General features: G+C 43.6%; 5 protein-coding genes and 1 pseudogene. 5 read left to right on the plus strand and 1 reads right to left on the minus strand.

Annotated elements, in window-relative coordinates:
* The 5 genes from O9295_RS00050 to O9295_RS00070 all read left to right on the plus strand — a co-directional run.
* Nucleotides 1-108, plus strand: a 108-nt coding sequence (locus tag O9295_RS00050; protein ID WP_287672724.1) for a transposase, incomplete at its 5' end; no start/stop codon positions are given.
* Between the two features lie 30 nt (nucleotides 109-138).
* Complete coding sequence (locus O9295_RS00055) at nucleotides 139-648, plus strand: hypothetical protein (protein ID WP_353851829.1); 510 nt, start codon at nucleotides 139-141, stop codon at nucleotides 646-648.
* 464 nt (nucleotides 649-1,112) lie between these two features.
* Complete coding sequence (gene adhE / locus O9295_RS00060) at nucleotides 1,113-3,779, plus strand: bifunctional acetaldehyde-CoA/alcohol dehydrogenase (protein WP_288030791.1); 2,667 nt, start codon at nucleotides 1,113-1,115, stop codon at nucleotides 3,777-3,779.
* An 89-nt stretch (nucleotides 3,780-3,868) separates the two neighbouring features.
* Nucleotides 3,869-4,135, plus strand: a complete 267-nt coding sequence (locus O9295_RS00065; RefSeq protein WP_288030784.1) for a DUF4914 family protein — start codon at nucleotides 3,869-3,871, stop codon at nucleotides 4,133-4,135.
* Between the two features lie 4 nt (nucleotides 4,136-4,139).
* A complete protein-coding gene (locus tag O9295_RS00070; RefSeq protein WP_288030787.1) occupies nucleotides 4,140-4,316 on the plus strand; it encodes a DUF4914 family protein in 177 nt (58 codons plus the stop codon).
* Here the strand turns inward: O9295_RS00070 and O9295_RS00075 are convergent.
* A pseudogene (locus O9295_RS00075) lies at nucleotides 4,261-4,599 on the minus strand (hypothetical protein); the annotation flags it as partial. The gene O9295_RS00070 and the pseudogene O9295_RS00075 sit on opposite strands and share 56 nt — an antisense overlap.
* Between the last annotated feature and the right edge of the window lie 190 nt (nucleotides 4,600-4,789).

Consider the following 4,789-nt stretch of genomic DNA (forward strand, 5'->3'; position numbering starts at 1 on the left):
TTAATTGAGGGAATGAATACCAAAATAAAGCTTATTAAAAGAATAAGTTATGGATTTACCAATTTTGAACATCTTCGACTTAAGCTGTTTGCTTGCTTTAATTCATAACAAAAATTAACACACGAAAACCAGAAGAGCCTGAAGATCAATTTCTTTGATAAAAAATGTCAGAGTCAAACCCATCGGCATGAATTTGGAATTTGTGATCAGCCATCTCCCCCAGAAAATACCGCTTATTTAGATACAGAAAATCCCAGGGATTGGATTGCTATTGTGGAAAACTCTCAAGAAATTGAAGTGACATTTACCGCTATTGATAAATGTATTGAAATTAGAAAAGTCGATGGTAGTGGTATGGATAAACGCTGTGATGGAATGCTGACCTATGCTAATTGTTTGATTTTTGTAGAATTAAAAGAACGAAAGGGGAGAAATCATGAGTGGGTAGGAGACGGAGAAAAGCAACTAAGAAACACAATTCGGGTATTTATTGAAAATCATGGTATAGAGGATTATTCATCTAGAAAAGCCTACATTGCTAATAACAAAAAGCCTAACTTTCAGACTTCACAAACGGAGAGGATGGAAAAATTTCGCCAAGAAACTGGGTTTAGATTAATCATTCAAAATATCATCAAAATTGACTGATTCAATTCTCTTTGATTCCCTTGCTCTGAAGATATTGATTTTCTAGAGTTTAGAGATATCCTAGTTTGATATTGAATCTCACCCTGAATCCGTTGCCAAGCTGTGATCAACTTTAAACTTTTCACTCAAGGAGTGCGGAATAGAACCAGCTTCTCGAACACCAGCTTGAATTTCTGGTAACTTGATCATTGAGTCTCTGTCCTCAAACTTTTTCTAGGTACTGGTCAATCCTAATTTATACTAAATCCAGTTATTAAAAACTGATTATTTATTCTCCCCTTTGCATGAGTGCCTCTTGCATGAGTGCCTGTCCTGATATGTAACCTATGCTCAATGGATTTAGGATTAGTATCCTATAATACCAATGCTTAGGAAACTATAAAGAAAATCCCAAGATTAAGCGAATCCCCTGCCGAAAAACGCTAGAGTAGAATAAAATGCCTAATTTTTTCGACAAAATTGTTATGACAGTTACCAATAGACAAGAGCTAGAAGAACTGATTCAACAGGTAAAAAAAGCTCAACAACAATTTGCCAACTATAGCCAAGAACAAGTAGATCTTATCTTCAAAAAAGCGGCATTAGCAGCTAACAACGCTCGCATTCCCCTGGCTAAAATGGCCGTACAAGAGACAGGGATGGGGGTAATAGAGGATAAAGTGATTAAAAACCATTTTGCCTCAGAAATCATCTACAACAAGTATAAACACAGCAAAACCTGCGGCATTATCGAAGAAGATAAATCCTTTGGATTGCAAAAAATCGCCGAACCCGTGGGCATTTTAGCGGGGATCGTACCCACCACAAATCCCACCTCTACAGCCATTTTTAAAGCCCTAATTGCCCTGAAAACCCGCAACGGCATCATTTTTTCCCCCCATCCGCGAGCGAAAGACTGCACCATCGCGGCGGCCAAAATTGTCTTGGAAGCGGCCGTCAAAGCGGGTGCGCCGGCCGGTATTATTGGTTGGATCGATCAGCCATCGGTGGAACTTTCCCAAGCATTAATGCAACATCCCTGCATTAATTTAATCCTCGCTACCGGCGGTCCGGGTATGGTAAAAGCGGCCTATTCTTCGGGAAGACCTTCCTTAGGAGTCGGTGCCGGCAATACCCCCGCTTTAATTGACGAAACCGCTCACATAAAAATGGCCGTTTCCTCGATTATTCTCAGTAAAACCTTCGATAACGGCATGATTTGCGCCTCGGAACAATCGGTAATCGTTGTCGATAGCATCTATGAAGAAGTTCGACAGGAATTTATTGATCGCGGGGCCTATCTTCTTTCCCCCGCAGAAAGGGAAAAAGTCGCCGAGATTCTTCTAAAAGATGGTCATATTAACCCCGATATCGTCGGGCAACCAGTGGAAAAATTAGCCGCCATGGCCGGAATTTCCGTTCCAGAAGATACACGATTACTAATCGGAGAAGTAGAAAATATTGGTTTAAAGGAACCATTTTCCTACGAAAAACTCTCGCCAATTTTAGCTATGTACCGAGCGAAAGACTTTGAAGATGGGGTGAAAAAAGCCGAAAAACTGGTCTTATTTGCGGGTCGAGGTCATACGGCCGTGCTTTATACCGCACCCTCAAATCGGGAACATATTAAACGCTTTGAAGACAACGTAGAAACAGCCCGGGTATTAATTAATACCCCTTCCTCCCAGGGTGCAATTGGTGATATCTATAACTTCCGTCTCGATCCTAGTTTAACCCTCGGTTGTGGCACTTGGGGCGGTAATTCCATCAGCGAAAACGTCGAACCTACCCACCTATTAAATATTAAAACCGTGGCCGAGCGCCGGGAAAATATGCTTTGGTTCCGAGTACCACCAAAAGTATATTTTAAATACGGGTCATTACCGATCGCTATTCGGGAATTAGCCGGCAAAAAACGGGCCTTTATTGTCACCGATAAACCTCTTTTTGACCTAGGAGTTACCGCACCTTTAGAGGAAGTTTTAGAAGAAATCGGCATCACGATTAATATCTTTTATGATGTGGAACCCGATCCTTCCCTAGAAACCGTCGAACGGGGGTTAAATGTCATTAATACCTTCAATCCCGATGTAATTATCGCTATCGGTGGCGGTTCCCCCATGGATGCCGCTAAAATTATGTGGCTACTCTACGAGCATCCAGAGATAGAATTCGAGAGCTTGGCCATGCGTTTTATGGATATCCGCAAACGAGTCTATGAATTGCCCCCTTTAGGCGAAAAAGCTCTGATGGTTTGTATTCCCACCACTTCGGGAACAGGATCAGAAGTGACTCCCTTCGCCGTCGTGACCGATCGCCGTAATAATATTAAGTATCCTCTGGCAGATTATGCCCTAACTCCCAGCATGGCCATCGTCGATCCAGAATTAGTGCTAAATATGCCGAAAAAATTGACAGCCTACGGCGGAATTGACGCTTTAACTCACGCTCTTGAGGCCTACGTCTCGGTTTTAGCCTCAGAGTACACCAATGCTCTTGCTCAAGATGCCATCCGACTGCTGTTTAAATACTTGCCCAGTTCCTATCATAACGGAGCTAAAGACCCGAAAGCGCGGGAAAAAGTCCATTATGCGGCGACAATGGCCGGAATGGCCTTCGCTAATGGCTTTTTAGGCATCTGTCACTCCATGGCCCACCAATTGGGGGCCATTTTCCACATTCCCCACGGTCTGGCCAATGCCTTGATGATTTCCCACGTCATCCTCTATAATGCCACCGATGCCCCCTTTAAACAGGCGACCTTCTCTCAGTACAAATATCCTAACGTGAAGTGGCGCTATGCCAGGATCGCCCATTCTCTGGGATTGGGAGGAGAAAGCGAGACCGAAAGTGTGGAAAGATTGGTATTAGCGCTCGAATGTTTAAAACGGGAAATCGGTATTCCGGCCAGTATCAAAGAGGTAATTCCCGAAACTGAAGCCGAATTTATGGCCAAATTAGACCATTTAGCCGAACAAGCTTTCGATGATCAGTGTACCGGAGCCAATCCCCGTTATCCCCTGATCGAGGACTTAAAAACCCTGTTAATCCAAGCTTATCACGGCAATTTGCCCCTAGAGGTGGCGGTAAATGGTCACGGTGATGTCAGTCTTGCCGATTTGAAGTTAGATCCGCAACCCTTGAGCTTGTAGAGATAGATTTTGCCTTTGATCCCCCCTACCCCCTAGTAGGGTTGATTCATGAATCAACCCTACTATAAATCAACCCTACCCCTTGCCTATTGCCCATTGCCTATGGCGTATTGTTAGCCATGGGAGGGCAGGAAAACTGGGTGACAGCCCACGCATCCACCGTTCAAGTGATCACCCCCTACGATAACAAAGTCACCTTTAGGCACGAGGGGGCAAGTGGTGGGGGGAAAAGTGAAATGCTAGAACCGGCTCATCGCCGCCCCGATGGGAGTCTCTTATTGGGAAAAAATCTGGTCACGGGGGATGAACGCCACCTAAATCTTACCCAAAACTTGCGATTTGCGTCCTGTAACTGATGACATGGCTCTCTGCCACCCCAGTCTGCGCCAGCAGAAAAATCAAGATAAACTGGCTTTAATGAATGCAGAAAACGCTTGGTTTGTGCGTCTCAATCACATTACCCATATTTTTGTCCAGGTACTTACAGCAGCCATTGAAATCGATTCTTCGTCTCAACCGCTAAAAATCTCTGAATAACCTCCTGACTTAATTCATTGGTAGAACCTGACGCAACAATCCCACCCTTTTGCATGGCATAATATTTGTCAGCTTGGCGCACAAAATGTCAATGTTGTTCTACTAATAGCACAGAAATTCCTGTGGTTTCAATAATGCGACGCACCGCAGCTTCAATTTCTAAAATAATTTGTTGTTGTCCCCCACTTAAGTCTCCTCCCATGCGTGAAAGCATTGTTTTGGCTCTCCCGTACTTAGGGTGATAAGCTGAGATTATCATTTCTGGAATCCTTGCTCTGCAACGATTCCAGAAATACATTTTCGAGGAATTTGTCAGAAATGCCAGGGTTTTCACCCTAAGTAGGGCTTGCTGAATAAATCTAAAAACCTTGTTGGATAAGACTTTTGGACTTTTTTCCCCTCAAAAAGTACCAGATATGGGAGTGATCAGGGGTAAATTCAGGGACTTTTTCCCTGAAAATTAGGTAATTGAC

The organism is Microcystis sp. LE18-22.4A, assembly GCF_027531105.1.
Taxonomy (GTDB): domain Bacteria; phylum Cyanobacteriota; class Cyanobacteriia; order Cyanobacteriales; family Microcystaceae; genus Microcystis; species Microcystis aeruginosa.

Coding starts and splice junctions, on each gene's coding strand:
- adhE (WP_288030791.1), top strand. CDS start 1,113: ATGACAGTTACCAATAGACAAGAGCTAGAAGAACTGATTCAACAGGTA.
- O9295_RS00070 (WP_288030787.1), top strand. CDS start 4,140: ATGGCTCTCTGCCACCCCAGTCTGCGCCAGCAGAAAAATCAAGATAAA.